This window comes from Chryseobacterium sp. SG20098, assembly GCF_031844745.1.
In the GTDB taxonomy this organism is placed as follows: Bacteria; Bacteroidota; Bacteroidia; order Flavobacteriales; family Weeksellaceae; genus Chryseobacterium; species Chryseobacterium cucumeris.
The window spans coordinates 1,764,765-1,780,964 of record NZ_CP134622.1 but is presented as its reverse complement, the minus strand read 5'-3'; the positions used below and the strand labels follow the sequence as shown (position 1 = coordinate 1,780,964).

18 protein-coding genes are annotated in these 16,200 nt (G+C 36.4%); 14 read left to right on the top strand and 4 right to left on the bottom strand.

Annotated features, from left to right (window positions below; translation table 11 throughout):
- The first annotated feature begins 152 nt into the window (after positions 1–152).
- From RHP76_RS08125 to RHP76_RS08080, 10 genes are all read left to right on the top strand, one after another.
- Entirely contained in the window at positions 153–1,421 is a 1,269-nt protein-coding gene (locus tag RHP76_RS08125) for a mechanosensitive ion channel family protein (protein ID WP_311229928.1), read from the top strand.
- Between the two features lie 175 nt (positions 1,422–1,596).
- Positions 1,597–2,316 carry a pyridoxine 5'-phosphate synthase gene (locus tag RHP76_RS08120; RefSeq protein ID WP_311229927.1) on the top strand — a complete coding sequence of 240 codons (720 nt, stop codon included), beginning with the start codon at positions 1,597–1,599 and terminating at the stop codon, positions 2,314–2,316.
- An 89-nt stretch (positions 2,317–2,405) separates the two neighbouring features.
- Positions 2,406–3,185, top strand: coding sequence for an alpha/beta fold hydrolase (locus RHP76_RS08115; protein WP_216444124.1), 780 nt, complete (start codon positions 2,406–2,408; stop codon positions 3,183–3,185).
- A 116-nt stretch (positions 3,186–3,301) separates the two neighbouring features.
- Positions 3,302–3,541 carry a microviridin/marinostatin family tricyclic proteinase inhibitor gene (locus tag RHP76_RS08110; protein WP_062674464.1) on the top strand — a complete coding sequence of 80 codons (240 nt, stop codon included), beginning with the start codon at positions 3,302–3,304 and terminating at the stop codon, positions 3,539–3,541.
- A gap of 53 nt (positions 3,542–3,594) precedes the next feature.
- Positions 3,595–3,819, top strand: coding sequence for a microviridin/marinostatin family tricyclic proteinase inhibitor (locus tag RHP76_RS08105; protein ID WP_062674467.1), 225 nt, complete (start codon positions 3,595–3,597; stop codon positions 3,817–3,819).
- Between the two features lie 74 nt (positions 3,820–3,893).
- Positions 3,894–4,850 (top strand): MvdC family ATP-grasp ribosomal peptide maturase, encoded by a 957-nt coding sequence (locus tag RHP76_RS08100; RefSeq protein WP_311229926.1) that lies wholly within the window; start codon positions 3,894–3,896, stop codon positions 4,848–4,850.
- Positions 4,843–5,847, top strand: coding sequence for an MvdD family ATP-grasp ribosomal peptide maturase (locus RHP76_RS08095; RefSeq protein WP_120231921.1), 1,005 nt, complete (start codon positions 4,843–4,845; stop codon positions 5,845–5,847). Before RHP76_RS08100 ends, RHP76_RS08095 begins: the two co-directional genes overlap by 8 nt.
- 258 nt (positions 5,848–6,105) lie before the next feature.
- A complete protein-coding gene (locus RHP76_RS08090; protein ID WP_062674473.1) occupies positions 6,106–7,119 on the top strand; it encodes an NAD-dependent epimerase/dehydratase family protein in 1,014 nt (337 codons plus the stop codon).
- Positions 7,116–8,882 carry an AMP-dependent synthetase/ligase gene (locus tag RHP76_RS08085; protein WP_311229925.1) on the top strand — a complete coding sequence of 589 codons (1,767 nt, stop codon included), beginning with the start codon at positions 7,116–7,118 and terminating at the stop codon, positions 8,880–8,882. Before RHP76_RS08090 ends, RHP76_RS08085 begins: the two co-directional genes overlap by 4 nt.
- Before the next feature lie 126 nt (positions 8,883–9,008).
- On the top strand, positions 9,009–10,067 hold the full coding sequence (locus tag RHP76_RS08080; RefSeq protein ID WP_311229924.1) for a diphosphomevalonate decarboxylase: 1,059 nt from the start codon (positions 9,009–9,011) through the stop codon (positions 10,065–10,067).
- A 44-nt stretch (positions 10,068–10,111) separates the two neighbouring features.
- Here the strand turns inward: RHP76_RS08080 and RHP76_RS08075 are convergent, their stop codons facing one another.
- Entirely contained in the window at positions 10,112–11,194 is a 1,083-nt protein-coding gene (locus RHP76_RS08075; RefSeq protein ID WP_120231917.1) for an endonuclease/exonuclease/phosphatase family protein, read from the bottom strand.
- A gap of 110 nt (positions 11,195–11,304) precedes the next feature.
- Between RHP76_RS08075 and RHP76_RS08070 the strand changes: the two genes are divergently transcribed.
- Both RHP76_RS08070 and RHP76_RS08065 read left to right on the top strand, forming a co-directional pair.
- Positions 11,305–11,745 carry a nuclear transport factor 2 family protein gene (locus RHP76_RS08070; RefSeq protein WP_311229923.1) on the top strand — a complete coding sequence of 147 codons (441 nt, stop codon included), beginning with the start codon at positions 11,305–11,307 and terminating at the stop codon, positions 11,743–11,745.
- A 33-nt stretch (positions 11,746–11,778) separates the two neighbouring features.
- A complete protein-coding gene (locus RHP76_RS08065) occupies positions 11,779–12,156 on the top strand; it encodes an SMU1112c/YaeR family gloxylase I-like metalloprotein (protein WP_120231915.1) in 378 nt (125 codons plus the stop codon).
- 3 nt (positions 12,157–12,159) lie between these two features.
- Here RHP76_RS08065 and RHP76_RS08060 read toward each other — a convergent pair whose 3' ends face one another.
- Entirely contained in the window at positions 12,160–12,543 is a 384-nt protein-coding gene (locus tag RHP76_RS08060; protein WP_034699869.1) for a DUF1634 domain-containing protein, read from the bottom strand.
- A complete protein-coding gene (locus tag RHP76_RS08055) occupies positions 12,543–13,373 on the bottom strand; it encodes a sulfite exporter TauE/SafE family protein (RefSeq protein WP_076597404.1) in 831 nt (276 codons plus the stop codon). Before RHP76_RS08055 ends, RHP76_RS08060 begins: the two co-directional genes overlap by 1 nt.
- An 85-nt stretch (positions 13,374–13,458) precedes the next feature.
- Here RHP76_RS08055 and RHP76_RS08050 point away from each other — a divergent pair, with 85 nt between their 5' ends.
- Both RHP76_RS08050 and RHP76_RS08045 read left to right on the top strand, forming a co-directional pair.
- Positions 13,459–14,022, top strand: a complete 564-nt coding sequence (locus RHP76_RS08050; protein ID WP_228432438.1) for a DUF1543 domain-containing protein — start codon at positions 13,459–13,461, stop codon at positions 14,020–14,022.
- 24 nt (positions 14,023–14,046) lie between these two features.
- Positions 14,047–15,159, top strand: a complete 1,113-nt coding sequence (locus RHP76_RS08045) for a 5-(carboxyamino)imidazole ribonucleotide synthase (protein WP_123279428.1) — start codon at positions 14,047–14,049, stop codon at positions 15,157–15,159.
- Between the two features lie 226 nt (positions 15,160–15,385).
- Here RHP76_RS08045 and RHP76_RS08040 read toward each other — a convergent pair whose 3' ends face one another.
- A complete protein-coding gene (locus RHP76_RS08040; protein ID WP_120231912.1) occupies positions 15,386–16,198 on the bottom strand; it encodes a hypothetical protein in 813 nt (270 codons plus the stop codon).
- Positions 16,199–16,200 lie beyond the last annotated feature (2 nt).

The following is a 16,200-nucleotide window of genomic DNA, read 5'->3' as shown; positions in this document are numbered from 1 at the left end:
TTTTCATTTATAATTAAAGGTTGTAGAGGATTTGATATTTTACAGCTGAGTTCACGGATTTTTTTATATCAAATTTTTGGATAATACTTTTTGGGATGAAAATTGATTATGAATAGTAAAATGATGATTCTTAATTTCATAAATTTGCTGTAATGAATGACCAGTTACAAGAAACCAAAAACTTTATACAGGAGCTGAGCGAACGGCTTTACATTTATATTACCCAGATATCACCCTCCGGGCTGGATTGGGTTTTTCATATTATTGTAAAACTGAGCTTACTTCTTGTCCTGTTTTTTATTACTGATTTTGTTTTTAAGTTCATTATCAATTTTGTATTCAGGTTATTTCATAATGAACAGAAGTTTCCCATTTTAAAATCTATTTATCAGTCGAAAATCACCAATTCTGTAGCGCATTTTGCTGCTCTGATTGCTGTAGCGGGTATTCAGGGTTCCATATTTCCGGAAAATGCACTGCCGAAGACCACCATTTTTATCATAAGATGTATCAATCTGGGATTAGTATTGATATTAGCAGGAATGCTCTACAGATCGCTGACAGCTTTCAGAAACTATTTTAGTATCAAACAGGATTTCTATAAAATAATGGCACTCAATGCCATTTCAGAAACTGTAAAAATTTTAGGGCTTTTTATATTTACTGTAGTAGGCCTTTGTGTGATTTTCGGAATCAAAGGAACAACAATTGTAGGAAGTCTGGGAGCTATTACAGCTGTTCTGGTATTGGTTTTCAGAGATACTATCCTGGGGTTTGTAACAGGTCTTCACGTGGCAACCTCCAAAAATCTGAAAGTAGGAGATTGGGTAAGTATTCCCAAATACAGCATCGAAGGTAATATTACAGAGATCAACCTTTTAACCACCAAAATTACCAATTTTGATAAAACAGTTTCAACGATTCCCACTTATGATCTGATGACCACCGAGATCAAGAATATGCAGGTGATGTCTGAGTCAAACACCCGAAGAATAAAAAAATCAATTTACTTTAACATTAATTCTTTCAAGTTTCTTAATGATGAAGATGTGGAGCGTTTAAAGGAAATTAACCTGATTTCGGATTATCTGGAAGAAAGAACTTCAGAGATCAAAAAAGAAAAGGAAAGCTTGGAGCATAAAGATAAAATTTTGAATGGAAGACAGCTTACCAATATTGGTGTTTTCAGATATTATGCACAGAAATATATTGAAAATGATCCCGATATAGATAAAAACGGAACCAGAATGGTTCGTCAGCTGGAGATTACCCCACAAGGATTACCCCTTGAAGTATATTGTTTTGCCAATGATTCCAAATGGGAACGTTTTGAGCAGATACAGGCAGATATTTTTGACCATTTATTAGTGGCTTCAAAAGAATTTGAACTTCAGGTAATGCAGGTAAGCGTGAAAGTGTAACAGCTGGAAAACAGAGAAGGGAAACTGTAAGTTTCAGCCTTTTCAAAAAAACTTTAAATTAAACTTTTAAAATGATCATGAATGTGGAAGCACCAATAGAAGTACAATGCCTGGATTTACCTCCAGCCCCAAGCCTCTGGCTTCTCACATCTCATATCTAACATCTAAAATAAAAATGACAAAACTAAGCGTAAACATTAATAAAATTGCGACGTTAAGAAATGCAAGAGGAGGTAAAACCCCAAGTGTTACAGAAGCTGCTGTAAAAATTCAGGAATTTGGCGGGCAGGGAATTACCATCCATCCAAGACCTGATGAAAGACATATCACAAGAAAAGATGTCTATGATCTGAAGCCGTTGGTTACGACTGAGTTTAATATTGAAGGAAATCCTCATCAGGATTTTATTGATATGGTATTGGAAGTAAAACCTGAGCAGGTAACGCTGGTGCCGGATGCTGATGATGCCATTACCTCCAATGCAGGCTGGGATACAAAAAAACATCTTGATTACCTTACAGAGATTATTGCAGAATTTAAAAAAGCTGGAATCCGTACTTCTGTTTTCCTGGATCCTTTACCGGAACTTGTAGAATATGCAGCAAAAACAGGAGCAGATAGAATTGAGCTGTACACAGAAGCTTACGCAAAAAATTATCTTATTAATAAAGAACAAGCCATAAAACCTTATTATGATACTGCGGTTGAAGCTACCAATTTCGGATTGGGAATCAATGCAGGTCATGATTTGAGCTTAGAAAATCTGAAATATTTTGCAGATACCATTCCGAATCTGTTGGAAGTATCTATCGGACATGCTTTGGTTTCAGAAGCTCTTTATATGGGATTGGAAAATACAGTTCAGGCTTATATGAAGAGACTTGCAAAATGGTAAATATAAGAAACCAGAAGTTAGAAATTAGAAGTTAGTACAACTTTCTTTTGATTTCTAACTTCTGATTTTTCACATCTAACTTCTAAAATATGGAAATTTTAAACTCAAAAATATTCGGCGAAAATGTGACCAATACGCCGCTTCTTGTATTTCACGGATTATTCGGAATGCTTGACAACTGGGGAAGTTTCGGAAAGGATCTGGGAGAATATCTTCCGGTACACCTGATCGATCTTAGAAACCATGGGAGAAGCTTTCATTCAGACAGCATGTCTCATGATGACCTTGCAGATGATATTGCCCGTTATATGGATCATTATGGAATTCAAAAAGCTCATGTTTTAGGGCATTCTCTGGGAGGAAAAGCGGTGATGCAGTTTGCCATAAAATACCCTGAACGTGTTGAAAAACTGATTGTTGTAGATATTTCACCTAAAGCATATCCACCGCATCATCAGGGAATTATCAAAGCACTGGAAACCGTTGATTTCAATACGGTAACTTCAAGAAATGAAGTGGAAGCTGTCCTGAATCAATATATTCCGGAAAGATCTACTGTACAGTTTCTGACGAAAAACCTGTATTGGGATGATAATAAAAAACTGGGCTGGAGATTCAATCTTAAGACATTATCTGAAAAATATACTGAATTTGTTTCCAATGCAATTAAATTTGGGGTTTTTGAAGGAGAAACTTTGTTTATAGCAGGGGCAAAATCCAATTATATCCTGCCACAGGACGAATTTGGAATCAAGCAGCAATTCCCTAAAGCTAAAATAGTGACGGTAAAGAATGCAGGACATTGGGTACAAGCGGAAAATCCTGTTGATTTTGCAAATGTTGTTAAGGAGTTTCTTGGTTTAAATTAATTTTATACTTTGATTTTCAATATTGTGTTAAAATTTTATTAAAAACATATATTATTTCTCCATGAGTTGAAATTTTTGTACTTTGGATTTTCAAAAAACAATAAAAATATTAACTTATGGAAAACAAAAATTCAAAAAAGAAGCCATTTTTTGCGTCATTCTTAGAAAAACAAGTTAAAGACCCTGAAACAGTAAAAGGAGGAGGTATTACTTCTGTACTTGCTGATCAGATTACATCAGTAATCAAAGATCATATCACGACTACAGCACTTGAAGACAGTGTTACAAAGCCTGACAATGACAATGTAACAATGAAATATCCTTCTGACGGTGATGAGGATGTTTTAGAAGCATAAGAAATATACTAAAGCTTAAGCTCAATTATATATCAAACCAAAACTAAAACATTATGAAAAGCAACAACTCAAAGAAGAAGCCGTTTTTCGCATCATTCTTGGAAAAACAGGTAAAAGATCCGGAAACGGTAAAAGGAGGAAGTGATATCACCCTTGCTGAAAGAGATTTGATCACAAAGCCAGCAATAGATACTGTAACTTCTCCAAAAGACGATATGATGCACACGCTGAAATATCCTTCTGACGGTGATGATGATACAATCACTCTTCCACTGTAAGATCAGAAAGAATATTAAATAAAATAGTAGGGGAAACTTAAATAATAAGTTTCCCTTTTTAATAAAACCGGCAAATGATTCTCTGCATCACCCATTCACAGGATTTTTATAATATTGATCTCTTTTTCGAATACCTGGCTTCCCAAAATATCCCTTATTTCAGACTGAATTCTGACCGCATGAATCACCTTCAGAAAATCAGTATTCATGAGGATTCATTTGAATTGACTGACGAATCAAGAAATACCATCCATTCTGATGATATCAAAGGCGTATGGCACAGAAAAGCATGGAAGATCAGCGCTCCCGAAGAACTGGATCAGGATTATGAAAAAATCTTTCTCAACGAATATGGAAGCCTGAGGTATAACCTGATGACTGCTTTAGAAAATATTCCCTGGATCAACCCTTATGAAAATGAAAAAAAAATAGATGGAAATAATATATTGCAGCTGAAAATAGCACAAAGAAATAACTTAACCATTCCCAAAACCATTTTTTCCAATGATGAAGAAAAAATAACGGCATTTTTCTATCAATACTGCCAGGGAAAAGCCATAGCGAAGCTTCACGGAGTTACCGCAAAAACAATGTCAGGGGAAAATATGATTTCCACTACCATTATTGAGGAAGAGTCTCTGGAACACCTTTCAGATATTTCATACTGTCCGATGATTTTTCAACCCTATATTGATAAAGAATATGAATTACGAATCGTCTATGTAGACGGTGAGTTTTTCACAGGAAAAATCAATAACAGTGAAAATGCAGACTGGAGAGTTGCCCGTGAAGGATATTTCTGGGAAGAATACGAATTACCTGATACCATTAAAACCAATCTCACTTCCATGATGAAAGAAATGGGACTTTATATAGGAGCGATCGATATGATCAAAGGAAGAGACGGTGCGTATTATTTCCTTGAAGTCAATCCACAGGGAGAATGGGGAATGCTTCAGAAAGAGCTGGGATTTCCCATCGCAGAAAGAATTGCCGACAACCTTATCAAAAGAATTAATTTCTATGAATAAAATTTTAATAATTACCCATACCGCAGATAACTTTTCCATTGAAAAAGTAACAGAATACATTGAAAAAAATAATTATGAAGTCATTCGCTTTGATGTGGACGTTTATCCATTACAAAACAAACTGTCCACTATTTTCCAGGATGGAGAATGGGTAAGCTATCTGGAAACGCCTGAAGCAAAACATCGTTTGGATGATATTTCAGCCATCTGGTACAGAAGAGCCTACAATATCGGAAAAGGATTAAAGGAAGAAATGGACTCTAAATTTTACGGAGCGGCTATGGGAGAAATCAGAAATACTCTTTTTGGTTTCTTTGAATCTGTGGATGCTTATTCTTTAGGAAAACCAAGTGTTTACAGAAGATTAGACAGCAAGGAAGAACAATTGAAAATTGCAGATAAATTAGGGCTGACCATTCCTGCAACCTGTCTTACCAATAATCCTGATGAAGCAAGGAAATTTATTATAAAGCATCAAAATGTGGTGGCTAAAATGCAAACCGGTTTTGCCATTTATGAAGATGGAGTAGAAAATGTAGTGTTTACGAACGTTGTGGGCGAAGATAAACTGGAAGAGCTGGATTCATTATTGTATTGCCCGATGCAGTTTCAGCAGATGATTCAGAAGAAAAAAGAACTTCGTATTACCATTGTGGGAAGAGATGTGTATGCATTCGAAATAGATTCCCAGCAGTCTGAAGATGCCAAAATAGACTGGAGAAAAGACGGAGTTAATCTGATTGATAAATGGAACAGAACAGAACTTCCGACAGATGTGGAAGCAAAACTGCTTGAACTGCTGGATATTTACAATGTAGATTACGGAGCAATAGACATGATTGTTTCTCCTGAAGACGATTATTATTTCATCGAAATTAATGCTGCGGGAGAATTCTTCTGGCTGGATAATCTTACAGAAGGAAATCTTATTTCCAAGAGTATTGCAGACGTTCTTTGCGACAAAGCTCCAAGAAGAAATAATAAAGTAATGGCGTAAGCAATAAAATATTTTAAATATAAAAAGTCCTGAAAGGTGTCAATTCTTTCAGGACTTTTATGTTGGATAATCTAATAGAGTTATAATTTTTCAGTTTGTTGTATTCAGAATGATAATATTGGTTAAATTAAGTTGAATTATGCTTTAAAAATCGCAAATTTGCAAAAACGGTTTTTCCAAATAATTTTTACCGATCCGGAAGCATTGCCGGATAGAAAATATTGTTATATTTTAGTCAGCAATCAAGTAAAATAATTAATGATTTTTGTAACGGGTGCTACCGGAATTCTGGGAAGAATAATTGTACTGGAACTTCTTAAAAGAGGGAAAAGTGTACGTGCTTCCAAAAGGCCGGGCAGCAATTTAAACGAAGTAAAGCATTCATACAGCTTTTATACGGAGAATCCTGACGATTTTTTCAATAAAATTGAATGGGTAAACGTAGATTTTGATGATCTCGATTCTTTAAAAACTGCACTGCAAGGCGTAGATGAGGTGTATCACTGTGCTGCCAAAGTAAGTTTTCATCCGAAAGATGAAAAAGAAATGTACCATACCAATATCAAGGGTACAGAAAATCTATTGTTTGCCTGTGAAGGATCGGAGGTTAAAAAATTTCTCCACGTAAGTTCTGTTGCCGTTCTTGATAACTTTAATGAAAAAGGAGAACTGGACGAAGATTCTGACTTTAATCCAAAACTGGAACATTCTGCCTACGCCATCTCTAAGCATTTATCCGAAATGGAGGCATGGAGAGCGTCAGCAGAAGGACTGAATGTGGTGATCATTAATCCCGGCATGATCGTAGGAAGCGGAAACTGGAACCAAAGCAGCGGTGAGCTTTTCTCAACCTTTGAAGACAATAGCTTTACCTTTTCAGGAGGTTCTGCGTATGTTGACGTAAGGGACGTAGCCAATACGGCTATAGGATTAATGGAAAATAACCTTTTCGGAGAACGTTTTATTATTGTCGCTGAAAACAACAGATATGCTGAACTTGCCAAACAGGTAAGATCACGTCTGGGGCTTAAAGAAGCAAAAATTCTTACCCAAACCCAGCTAAATATAGGAAGAATAGCCAACACCCTTTTCGGATGGCTGATTCCCAAACTAAGGATGGTGACCAAATCAAATATTGAGGCCATCTCTTCATTCAACACCATTTCCAATCACAAAGTCAAAGAAAAACTGAACTATCAGTTTATTCCTGTAAAAGAAAGTATAGACTTTCACCTGAATAATTATATAAACGACAAAAAGCTGAAGAAATGAATCTTGCAGAGGCAATTATCCTTAAAAATGTAGAAAAACATCCTATAAAAGCGGCCATCGGATTTAAAAAGAAAGATGCCTGGAAAGAGCTGAGCTGGAAAAAATTCAGTGAAATTATTTTTAAAACAGCCAATGCTTTAAAAGAATCCGGTGTTCAGGAGAATGACAGAGTGGCGATTTATTCAGACAATTCATCAGAATGGATGATTATGGATTTGGCTTCTCTGGCTATCGGTGCTGTCACAGTACCTGTTTATTCCACGAATAATGCTGAACAGGCAGAACATATCATCAGCGATTCCGGTGCTAAAGCCGTTTTGGTAGGAAACCAGATGCAGTACGATGCCTGCCTTGAGTTTTTACATAAAGAAGAAAACAATCTTGAAACCATTATTGTTTCTAAAAAATCAGTGTGGATCAAGAAAGAGTTCAATAGTTTTTATCTTGAAGATTTTATCGCAAAAGCCTCGCCGGAGCTGGAGATCTGTAAGAAAGAAAATGATGATACGGCCACATTGATCTATACTTCCGGAACTACCGGAATCCCGAAAGGAGTAATGCTTACCCATGGAAATTTCATCAAGGCATTCGATTCTCATTTTGAATTTTTTAAGTTTAAAAACTTTGAAGAAGAACTTTCACTGGCATTCTTACCTTTAAGCCATGTTTTTGAGAGAAGCTGGAGTTTACTTTGTTTATACGGTGGTGCCCGTGTGTATTTCCTTGAAGATCCGAAAAATGTTGCCAAAGCACTGGAAGAAGTAAAACCTACCGCCATGTGTGCAGTACCAAGATTTTTCCAGAAAGTATATGCCGGAGTTCTTGAAAAAGCGGAAGAAGGTTCAGCTCTGAAAAAGAAAATCTTTGACTGGGCGCTTAAAACCGGATGGGAAACCGCAGAATTAAGAAGAAATGAAAGACCGGTTCCTTTTGGATTAAAGTTCAAAGAATCTGTAGCTGATGTGCTGGTTTTCAGTAAAATTAAAAATAAAATGGGTGGCAGACTTTGGTTTTTACCTTGCGGTGGAGCTTCATTGTCACCCGAAGTTACCCGTTTCTTTGAATCGGTGGGCATTCACGTAACTGTTGGATACGGATTAACGGAAACTACTGCAACATTGACCCTTTTTCCTTTAACTCACTTTGAGCATGGAACCAGTGGAAAGCCTCTTCCTGGAGTAGAAATGCGTATCGGTGAAAATGATGAGATCCAGGCCAGAGGAAACGGAATCATGAAAGGATACTACAAGAAACCTGAAGAAACTCAGAAAGTATTCACAGAAGACGGATGGTTCAAAACCGGTGATGCCGGAAAATTTGATGATAAAGGAAACCTTATTATTACAGACAGAATCAAAGACCTGATGAAGACTTCCAACGGAAAATACATCGCTCCGCAACAGATAGAAAACCTTCTGACCAACAATAATTTTATCCAGCAGATCATGCTGATTGCGGAAGGAAGACAGTTTGTTTCAGCACTGATTGTTCCTAATTTCGAATTCTTACAGGATTATATTAAGAAAAATAATATTCCTTTTACCAAATGGGAAGATGCTGTAAAAAATGAGAAAGTAATCGATCTTTACAAAGAAAAAATCAAAGAATTACAGAGCCACCTGGCAGATTATGAAAAAGTGAAGAAATTCACGCTAATGCCGGCTGAATTTGACATCAACACAGGAGAAATTACTCCCACTCTGAAAGTCAAAAGAAATGTGGTGATCAAAAAATATGCGGATATTATAGAGAAGATGTATTAAAAATTTTAATCTCCTTTTTCACATCAATTACAACTGAAGACGTGAAAATTCCCCTCTTTTGGAGGGGTGGCAAAAATTCAAAGAATTTTTGTTGGGGTGATTCAAAATAACGACTTAAAGTAAACTATGACAACACAGGATTTTATAGGAAAAGAAAATTTCACCATTCATACCCAAACGGTTTCAGAAAGCTGCCCGTCTAATATTGCCCTGATTAAATACTGGGGAAAATATGCTGATCAGATTCCTGCTAACCCAAGCATCAGCTACACATTAAATCATTGTAAGACCAATACTTCAATGGAATTTACTGCGAATGAGCCTTTTTCAGTACAAACTTTTCTGGCTGGAAATGAAGAAGTGAAGTTTGCCGAAAAAATTGAAAAATATTTCAGAAATATAGAACAGTATCTTCCATGGATTCTGAAAGGAAAATATATCATCAGAACAGAGAATACATTCCCGCATAGTTCCGGGATTGCAAGTTCTGCTTCAGGATTTGGAGCGATTGCAAAATGTCTGATGGCATTGGATGTTTCATTTACAGGAAAAACTTCTGAAGAAGAATCTTTGAGAAAAGCTTCATTTTTAGCAAGACTAGGAAGTGGAAGTGCATGCCGAAGCCTATACAACGGACTTGTCGTGTGGGGTGAAACCGATGAGGTAAAAGGAAGTTCAGATTTGTTCGGAGTACAGTATCCCGATGCTGAAATTCATGAAGTATTCAAAAATTTTAATGATTGGGTTCTGTTAATCCATGAAGGGCAGAAAAGTGTTTCTTCAACAGTAGGTCACGGCCTGATGAGGACGAATCCTTATGCAGAAAGAAGATTTCAGGAAGCAAGGGAAAATTTTATTCCCATGAAAGACATCCTGAAAAAAGGAGATATGGAAAGCTTTATCAAATTGGTAGAACATGAAGCACTTACCCTGCATGCCATGATGATGATGAGTGATCCTGCTTTTATCCTGATGAAAACAGGAACTTTGGAAGTCATCAACAAAATCTGGGATTTCAGAAGAGAAACAGGACTTCCATTATTCTTTACACTGGATGCCGGAGCGAATGTTCACCTTCTGTTTCCAAATAATGGGTCTGAAGAACAGATTAAAACCTTTATTGAAGCTGAATTATTACAACATACTCAGAAAAATGGAGTAGTGAAGGATATAATGAAATTTTAAATAAGAATAAATATTCAATAGGAGTGGGCTTTAGCCCACTTTTTTTAATCCTCAGTAACAACAGCTTCGCGTTCTCCATCTTCTTTCTTTCCTTCCTCGATCATGATTTCAGCCTCAGCTTTCTCTTCAGCAGTTGCTGTTTCTATCAGTTCTTCCTGTTCATCGTTGTGATGATCTATGAAAAACTCGCAGTATACCGGAAGGTGGTCTGAACCAAAATTTTCCAAGGTCTTCAGCTGTTTAATAAAAATATCTTCACTGTGAAACATCAGATCGATAGGAAACCTTAAAAGACGGTATTTTGCATGGAAAGTAGAAACAAAAGAGTATCCGATTCTCGGATCTATCAGATGACTTGTTTTTCTGAAAAGAACAGATGACCGTGACCAGGCCACATTATTGAAGTCTCCCACCACGATAACCGGTTTTTGGATGTCTTTTACGCGCTTGGCAGTACTCAAAAGATCGCCATCTCTTTCCTTTGATGTTTCTTCTTCCGTAGGACTTGGCGGCGGCGGATGAACTCCAAAGAAAACAAAAGAAAAGCCATCAGCAGTTTTCATATGGATCTCTATGCTCGGAATATCATCAGCTACAAAATAATGGGTTTTCGCTTCTTTAATCTCAACTCTTGAATAAAAATGCATTCCATAGGTATTTTCAAGAGTTACTTTGTGTTGGTAGGAATATTCTTTTTCCAGAGGTCTCATTGCTTTCTCCCAGTCACTGTTGCTTTCCATCGTCATGAAAAAATCAGGGTTATGTTTTTTAACAAGCCCTATGAATTTCTCATACTCTTTATTAAACTGATATACATTGGCAGAAATAAAATGTAGTTTATCAGAAGATCTGTGACGCTGTCTGTGTTTTTTTACAGGATAGAAATGGGTGTATCTGATCAGTGTTTGGCCGTGATGAATAAACATAACCAGCAGAAGCCCCTGATAATACCAGAAATATTCTGTAGAGTCTGTGAAAAAGCCTAATAAAAAAGTAAAGAATATAAGGTAGGTAACCTGTATTTTGGCAAATTCAGGAACCCTAAATATCCAGTGAGAATGCTGTATTTTTGGCAGTATTGTCATGACCAGAAGAACTATGGCCAGAGTCAGGTAAATAATCCACATATAAAAAGCTCTGAAATAATTTTGACCACAATTTAAGGAAAATGAATTTTAAAATTTATTAATCAATTTAAATTTTATTTTATCTATTTTTAATTATCTAAATCTATACTATGAATAAAATAATGGCATTTCTTGTTCTGATCAGTATTTCATGCTTAGGCCAGCAGAATACAGATATTGAAAAACCTATCCGAAACCTGTTTCTTGGTATGAAAAATGCAGATCCTGAGTTGGTAAAATCCGCTTTTGCAGAGAGTGCAGTACTTCAAACCATCACCAAGGACGGTACTGTGAAAAGTGATAGTATTTCGGATTTCATTGCTTCGGTTTCCAAATTTACAAAAGGAGATCTGGATGAAAGAATTATAGTGGAAGCTATTCATACAGATGGCAATCTGGCAACTGTTTTTACCTCTTATTCTTTTTATTTAAAAGGAAAATTATCACACTGCGGGGCTAACAGTTTTCAGCTGGTAAAACAGAATAATGAATGGAAGATCCAGTATATTATTGATACGAGAAGAAAGGATAACTGTAAAGAAATACAATAATAAAGTTCAATTGAAAATCAGGTTAAAATAAAAATGAAGATTCACCATATTGCCATCATCTGTTCAGATTATGCCGTTTCAAAGAAGTTTTATACGGAAATTTTAGATCTGAATATCATCCGTGAAGTATACCGCGAAGAAAGACAGTCTTATAAACTTGATCTTGCTATAGGAGACCACTATGTGATCGAACTGTTTTCCTTTCCCGATCCTCCCCAACGTCCGTCACGTCCCGAAGCATGTGGTTTAAGGCATCTCGCTTTCTCGGTAGAAAATGTTATGGAAAAGAGGAATGAACTGATCAGAAAAGGATTAAACTGTGAAGAAATTCGCATAGACGAATTCACAGGAAAAGAATTTTTCTTTACCCAGGATCCCGACCAGCTGCCGTTAGAGTTTTATGAAATGTAAAAATTAGTGCGCGTAACCTGCAAAGAAACTCACCGCCATAATGGCTAAAACAATAGAAGAAATCACTACATATACGTAGTCTTTTTCTTTTAAATAACCTATTAAAGCAAAAACGATTCTCATCAGAGGAGTGAAGATCAGCAAAAGAATACCCAGCTGAATAATAGCTGTACCTTCTCCTTTACATAGAGAGTCCCAGAAATGTCCCCAGACCTTTTCAGAAGAAGTACCTACGACAAGGCTGGTATATTTTTCGGGCATTTTAAAGCCTTCAAAAAATAACTTGATAAAACCGATCAATGATGTAGCCACAGACAGAATAACACCCAGTCTCAGAAGATTTCCTACCGAACGGTTCAGATCTACATCTGTAAAATTCTTTTTCATTATCTGAAACTTTTGTTGATACCGTTATACATCATATAAATGGAAAGAATGGTAATCACAATGGCAAAAAATACTTTTAATTTTTTGGTCTTAGATACCATCAGCGTTTTTGAACCGATAAAACTTCCGATCACAACTCCGATCAGTACAGGAGCTACAATCACAGGAATAATTTCACCTCTCTGGAAATAGATCAGGGCACTGGCTACTGCCGTTACTCCGATCATGAAATTACTGGTAGTGGTAGATACTTTGAAAGGAAGCTTCATCATATTGTCCATCGCCAATACTTTTAAAGCACCGGAACCTATTCCTAAAAGCCCGGACATTGCCCCTGCAAACATCATCATCAAAAATCCGGGAACTGTATTTCTTGCAGAATAGCTTTTCAATACTCCTTTATCGGGAAATGTTCCGTACAGTTTCAGCTTTTCCTCCAGACTTCCTTTTACCAAAGGTTCCTGGTGATCAGGTTTCCCTTTAAGATTTAAAATAACGGTTAAAAGAAGGATACTTGCGAAAATAATTCCGATTGTATTTGGGTTAAGCATTCCTGAAACAAGGGCTCCAATAATAGCGCCTGCGGTGGTTGCTATTTCGAGAAACATCCCGATTCTCATATTGGTAAAACCTTCTTTTACGAAAGCTACAGCCGCACCGGAAGAGGTTCCGATCACAGAAATGAGTGAAGCACCGATAGCATAATGCATTGGAACGCCAAAACCGAGCGTTAATAAAGGAATGATGATAACTCCCCCTCCTAAACCCGTAAGTGAACCTAAAAGACCCGCGGAAATTGCGCCAAGGAAGAGTATGATGATTTCTGACATACTACAAATAATGTTACAAATATAAAATTATTGTAGTAGTCTGCCAAACATTTGAAAAAGATAAATTTAACGTATTTTTGTATGCATGAAAAATGAATTGAAATTATTTTATGTCATCCTCGGGGCAACACCCAAAGGCAGAAATATAGAGCAGCACGATGTTTTCTTCGGAATTGCGGAGAATCTGAAAGATCTGATTCCTGATATGAAAGAATTTTGGAAGGAAGCAGAAGGAAAAATTCACCTGGATTGTTACCAGGAAGTGAAATTTGCAGACGGTTACAAGGTGAAAATTGTAGAAAAGGGAGAGAAGACATCAGAAAACCAGTTGTTTTTTCTGAATCTGGGAGGTTATAAGCCAGGTTTCTTTGAAGAATTTCATGAGCAGCACTTAATGGTAGGGCAGTCTATGGGGGAGATTGTTAAAAGAGCAAAAGCTACAGAATTCTATCAGACCATGGGATTTGAAGGTGCAGTAAGCCATATTGATGATAAGCATGGAGTGGATATTGATGATATTTTCAATGTGAGCGATATTCTTCCTGCGTATATGAAAGAAAAATATGCAATCATTCTTCAAAAGTCTGATGAAGAAAATCAAGAGAACCCAATGGGGCTAGGCTATTTAAAAATTGATAAAATTCAATAAGAGTAAATCTAATAAAAATAAAAAATGAAAATAGGAATTCTGGGAGGCGGACAGCTGGGAAGAATGTTGATACAAAGTGCACTGAAGTATGATGATGAGTTTTATACTCTGGATCCGGCCTCTGATGCACCATGTCATAATATCTCGTATTTTACACAGGGAAATTTCAATGACTATGAAACAGTTTTGAATTTCGGAAAAGATAAAGATGTTGTAACCATTGAAATAGAACACGTAAATGCTGATGCACTGGCAGAACTTGAAAAGCAGGGAATAAAAGTGGTTCCTAATGCCAATATCATCAAAACAATTCAGCAAAAAATCCTTCAGAAAGAATTTTATAAAGCTCATGATATTCCAAGCCCGGAATTTCAGGTGGTATGGAACAGTGATGAGAAAATCATCATGCCATTGCCGTTTGTTCAGAAGATGAATACCGGAGGCTATGATGGAAAAGGAGTACAGGTGATCAAAACGGAAGAAGACTATCAGCAACTATGGACTGAACCTTCTGTCATTGAAAGTCTTGTTGATATTGAAAAAGAACTTTCTGTCATTGTAGCAAGAAACGAAAAAGGAGAAACCAATATTTTCCCGGTAACGGAAATGGTTGCCGATCCAAAACTGAATCTATTGGATTTCAATGTATGTCCGGTTCTGCTGACGGAAGATGTTCAGAACCAGATTGATTCCATTACTGAAAAATTTCTGGCTGCAGTGAACTCTCCGGGGTTGTTTGCCATCGAATTATTCCTTGATAAAGAAGGAAAAGTATGGGTAAATGAAACTGCTCCAAGGCTTCACAATTCAGGACATCAGAGTCAGGAAGGAAATACTAATTCCCAATTTGAGCAAATGTACCGCGTGGTTAAAAATTTACCATTAGCGGATACTGACGCCATCACTTACAGCGGAATGCTGAATCTTGTAGGAGCAGAAGGATATTCCGGAAAAGTAGTCTATGAAGGAATGGAAGATGTTCTTAAGCTTCCCGAAACATACATCCACTTATACGGAAAAACTGAAACCAAGCCGGGAAGAAAAATGGGACATATCAACGTTCTTGCAGATTCCAGAGAAGAGCTTATGGAAAAGCTTGTACAGGTAAAAGGAATGGTAAGAGTAATTGCTGAGTAATATCGATTTAAGATAGATAAAAGGGAGCTGTTTTAACTTTAAAAACAGCTCCCTTTTATTTTTGAACTCATTCAATAGGAATGGGCTTTAGCCCGTTTAAAAATAATTGTCAACTCAATTGGCTTTAGCCGAAGCTTAATTTTAGGTTTCGGCTAAAGCCAATTTTATTTTGATTGTTCACATCGGGCTAAAGCCCGATCCTATTGATAATGTAATGCTTTCATGATTAAGGATTTTTAACCACCTCAATATTATCCTTTTTATAATTGTATTTAATATAACTTCCTAAAGCGGTTGATAAAACAGAAAATTCTTCCAGCTTTGTAAGCGGTGCATAGAGTTTAAACGTACAAATGTCCGTTGCAGAAATAAAAGGATTGGTTACTAAATGGCTGTGGGTAGACATAGTTACCGTTCCTCCATTTTCTAAGGCTGTAGAGGTTGGAATAAGTCTTGAGTGAAATTTTTTATGGGAAATAATATTCCCTTTTTTATCCGAAACAAAAAGATAATCATTTCCGAAAGGAATTATACCAGACTGGACAGTACCAGGTATCAAATACACCTTATAGTTTTCATTAAACGGAATAATAATCATATTAAGACTATATCCCTGTGGTACCGTTACGGAATACTTTGGATCGGATAACTGCGGAATAATTGCAGAACGGATATTTTTTAAAATACTTTCAGTTTCATTAAGTCCCCTTTCTTTAAAATTTTCTTTGACAGGTTTTGTCTGGTTATTTTTGAAAGACAGTTCTGCAATAATCATATTACCTGCTTTATTAAGAAAGGAGGTTTTGATGGTATCGTTTTTCTGGTACGTGATATAGCTTCCTGTATTTTCAGCAAGTCTTTTATTGCTGCCTACAAGATCTCCTGCATGCCATGACGCATTTTCGTAAGAATAGAGTAGATTTCCTTCAGTTTTGATAGAATCCAGTTTTTGTTTCAGTTCTTTATCCGAAAGAGTAAGGTTTTGTGCAGAAAGAATGATGGACACGAAAAAGAAGAGAAATCCGATAATTTGTTTCATAG

What these genes read in the sequence shown, in the direction of transcription:
- RHP76_RS08125 (WP_311229928.1), top strand. Translation starts at nt 153, where the DNA reads ATGAATGACCAGTTACAAGAAACCAAAAACTTTATACAGGAGCTGAGC.
- RHP76_RS08120 (WP_311229927.1), top strand. Translation starts at nt 1,597, where the DNA reads ATGACAAAACTAAGCGTAAACATTAATAAAATTGCGACGTTAAGAAAT.
- RHP76_RS08115 (WP_216444124.1), top strand. Translation starts at nt 2,406, where the DNA reads ATGGAAATTTTAAACTCAAAAATATTCGGCGAAAATGTGACCAATACG.
- RHP76_RS08110 (WP_062674464.1), top strand. Translation starts at nt 3,302, where the DNA reads ATGGAAAACAAAAATTCAAAAAAGAAGCCATTTTTTGCGTCATTCTTA.
- RHP76_RS08105 (WP_062674467.1), top strand. Translation starts at nt 3,595, where the DNA reads ATGAAAAGCAACAACTCAAAGAAGAAGCCGTTTTTCGCATCATTCTTG.
- RHP76_RS08100 (WP_311229926.1), top strand. Translation starts at nt 3,894, where the DNA reads ATGATTCTCTGCATCACCCATTCACAGGATTTTTATAATATTGATCTC.
- RHP76_RS08095 (WP_120231921.1), top strand. Translation starts at nt 4,843, where the DNA reads ATGAATAAAATTTTAATAATTACCCATACCGCAGATAACTTTTCCATT.
- RHP76_RS08090 (WP_062674473.1), top strand. Translation starts at nt 6,106, where the DNA reads ATGATTTTTGTAACGGGTGCTACCGGAATTCTGGGAAGAATAATTGTA.
- RHP76_RS08085 (WP_311229925.1), top strand. Translation starts at nt 7,116, where the DNA reads ATGAATCTTGCAGAGGCAATTATCCTTAAAAATGTAGAAAAACATCCT.
- RHP76_RS08080 (WP_311229924.1), top strand. Translation starts at nt 9,009, where the DNA reads ATGACAACACAGGATTTTATAGGAAAAGAAAATTTCACCATTCATACC.
- RHP76_RS08075 (WP_120231917.1), bottom strand. Translation starts at nt 11,194, where the DNA reads ATGTGGATTATTTACCTGACTCTGGCCATAGTTCTTCTGGTCATGACA.
- RHP76_RS08070 (WP_311229923.1), top strand. Translation starts at nt 11,305, where the DNA reads ATGAATAAAATAATGGCATTTCTTGTTCTGATCAGTATTTCATGCTTA.
- RHP76_RS08065 (WP_120231915.1), top strand. Translation starts at nt 11,779, where the DNA reads ATGAAGATTCACCATATTGCCATCATCTGTTCAGATTATGCCGTTTCA.
- RHP76_RS08060 (WP_034699869.1), bottom strand. Translation starts at nt 12,543, where the DNA reads ATGAAAAAGAATTTTACAGATGTAGATCTGAACCGTTCGGTAGGAAAT.
- RHP76_RS08055 (WP_076597404.1), bottom strand. Translation starts at nt 13,373, where the DNA reads ATGTCAGAAATCATCATACTCTTCCTTGGCGCAATTTCCGCGGGTCTT.
- RHP76_RS08050 (WP_228432438.1), top strand. Translation starts at nt 13,459, where the DNA reads ATGAAAAATGAATTGAAATTATTTTATGTCATCCTCGGGGCAACACCC.
- RHP76_RS08045 (WP_123279428.1), top strand. Translation starts at nt 14,047, where the DNA reads ATGAAAATAGGAATTCTGGGAGGCGGACAGCTGGGAAGAATGTTGATA.
- RHP76_RS08040 (WP_120231912.1), bottom strand. Translation starts at nt 16,198, where the DNA reads ATGAAACAAATTATCGGATTTCTCTTCTTTTTCGTGTCCATCATTCTT.